This window comes from Thiohalophilus sp. (assembly GCF_031581315.1).
Classification (GTDB): Bacteria; Pseudomonadota; Gammaproteobacteria; order UBA6429; family Thiohalophilaceae; genus Thiohalophilus.
Genome location: NZ_JAVLAZ010000090.1, coordinates 6,892 through 9,650, shown reverse-complemented (window position 1 = coordinate 9,650; position 2,759 = coordinate 6,892). Strand labels below are relative to the sequence as shown.

At 62.1% G+C, this 2,759-nt stretch carries 2 protein-coding genes; both read left to right on the top strand.

The features are described 5' to 3' along the window. Positions 1–214: 214 nt before the first annotated feature. Positions 215–685, top strand: a complete 471-nt coding sequence (locus RI563_RS11195; RefSeq protein ID WP_310694470.1) for a (2Fe-2S)-binding protein — start codon at positions 215–217, stop codon at positions 683–685. Continuing rightward, positions 682–2,759: xanthine dehydrogenase family protein molybdopterin-binding subunit (locus tag RI563_RS11190; RefSeq protein ID WP_310694469.1), on the top strand; the 2,078-nt coding region annotated here is incomplete at its 3' end. The genes RI563_RS11195 and RI563_RS11190, both read left to right, overlap by 4 nt.

Here is a 2,759-nt window from a genome sequence, read left to right as displayed (position 1 = left end):
AACTCAGAACTCAGAACTCAGAACTCAGAACTCAGAACTCAGAACTCAGAACTCGGGTCTATCCAGATTGCCGGACACCGCTTCGCTATGTCCGGCCTACCTATTCTGTTCGAAAGCTGCCAACTTTTATTTCCCACAAAAACTACGCCCAAACCCTGTTGTTAACTTCGCCTGCCCCGTCTAGACTTCTGACAGGTTTTTTGGAGGGCTTCGCATGGCGACATTGAACATCAACGGCGAAAGGGTCGAGGTGGAGGTCGACGGTTCGACACCGCTGCTGTGGGTACTGCGTGAGCAGCTGGGACTGACCGGCACCAAGTATGCCTGCGGTATCGGCCTGTGTGGCTCTTGTACGGTGCATGTGGATGGCGAGGCGGTGCGCGCCTGTACCGTGCCGGTCTCTGCCATGGATGCCGGCAAGAAGATCGTCACCATCGAGGGGCTCTCGGAAGATAACAGCCATCCGTTGCAACAGGCCTGGAAGGAGCTGGATGTGCCGCAATGCGGTTACTGCCAGCCGGGGATGATCATGGCCGCGGCGGCACTGTTGAACAAGAATCCTGAACCCGATGATGAGACGATCAATCAACAGATCACCAACATCTGTCGCTGCGGCACCTTCAACCGCGTGCGGCGCGGGATTCATCTGGCCGTCGACATGAACAAGCGCGGGAGGTCGTCATGAAAACCGATACGCTGAATGTCTCGCGGCGCGAGTTTTTAATCACCAGTAGCCGCGCGGCCGGGCTGGGTGTGGGCTTTTCTCTAGGGCTCTATCTGCCGATGAGTGCCACGGCTCTGGCCGGTGAATGGGACGAGCTGCCCTCCGAAGGCCTGCCCGAGATCGGCGCCTGGGTCGTCATCCAGCCCGATGACACGGTGATCATCCGCATCGCCCGCTCCGAAATGGGGCAGGGCACCCTGACCGGCCTGGCGCAACTGGTGGCCGAGGAGCTGGAGTGCGACTGGGACAGGATCATCACCGAATACCCGACCCCGGGCGAGAATCGCGCGCGGGATCGGGTCTGGGGCAGCTTTTCAACCGGCGGCAGCCGGGGTATCCGCGACAGCCACCGCTATGTGCGCAAGGGCGGGGCCGTGGCGCGGGAGATGCTGCTGCAGGCGGCGGCCGAGCAGTGGGATGTGCCCAAAGGCGAATGCCGCGCGGCCAACAGCGTGATTACCCACCCGCCCAGCGGGCGCACAGTCACCTACGGTCAGGTCGCCGAAGCGGCGGCAAAGTTATTCCCGCCCCAGCATGTGGAACTGAAAAAACCGGACGAGTGGGAAATCATCGGCAAGCCGATGCCGCGCCTGGATACCGATGACAAGCTCAACGGCAAGCAGATCTTCGGCACCGACCTGCAGTTGCCCGGCATGCTCAACGCGGCCATCAAGGCGTGCCCGACCTTCGGCGGCAAGCTCAAGTCGTTCGATGAGAAAAAGGTGAGTGGCATGCCCGGCGTGCGCAAGGTGGTGCGCGTGGGTGAGGACGCCGTTGCCGTGGTGGCCGATACCTGGTGGCAGGCCAACCAGGCACTGGAGGCATTGCCGATCAGCTGGGACCATGGACCGAATGCGAAACTCGACAGCGCCGCCATCGACAAAATGCTCGAAGAGGGGCTGAGTTCCGACAAGGAGGTCTTTGTCGGTAACCAGGCCGGTGATGTAAACAAGGCATTGCAGGGCGCGGCGAAAACCGTTGAAGCGACTTATCGCTATCCCTACCAGAACCACGCCACCATGGAGCCGATGAACGCTACCGCGTTGTGGACCAAAGACAAGTGTGAGGTCTGGTGCCCCACGCAAAACGGCGAGGCGGCTCTGAAGGCGGCGGTGGATGCGGCCGGGTTACCGGTGGACAAGTGCGAGGTGTACAAGATCCACCTGGGCGGGGGCTTCGGCCGGCGTGGTGCGTTCCATGACTTTGTCACCCAGGCGGTGAGCATCGCGAAGCAACTGCCGGGTACCCCGGTCAAGTTGCTGTGGAGCCGCGAGGAGGACATGGCCCACGGTCATTATCATCCCATTACTCACTGCAGGCTGGTCGGCGGCCTGGACGAGGACGGCAACCTGAGCGGGCTGAACGTGCGCATCTCGGGCCAGTCGATCCTCGCCGCCGTGATGCCTGGCGGCCTGCAGGATGGCATGGACCCGGTCACCTTCCAGGGCTTTCATGCCGAAGGCGATCACGCCATCAGTTACACCGTGCCCAATCTGCTGGTGGAACACGCCATGCGCAACCCGCCGGTGCCGCCGGGCTTCTGGCGCGGGGTCAACATCAACCAGAACGCCATTTATATGGAATGCTTCCTGGATGAGCTGGCTCATGCGGCCGGTCGCGATCCGCTCGAATTTCGTCGCAGCCTGATGGCCGACCAGCCCAAAAGCCGGGCGGTGCTCGACGCCGTGGCCGAAAAGGCTGGCTGGGGCAATCCGGCCGGTAACGGCGTGCATCGCGGGCTGGCGGTAGTCAAAACCTTTGGCAGCTATGTGGCCGCCTGCGCGGAAGTGTCGGTGGATGATGACGGCAAGCTGACGATCCACCGGATCGTCGCCGCCACCGATCCCGGCCACGCCGTTAACCCGCAACAGATCGAGGCGCAGGTGGAAGGCTCCTTCGTCTATGGCCTGTCGGCCCTGCTCTACGGCGAGTGCACTGTGAAGGACGGCGGCGTCGAGCAAACCAACTTCCATGATTTCCCGTCGCTGCTGATGGACGAGATGCCGGCAGTCGAAACCATCGTCATGCCCTCCGG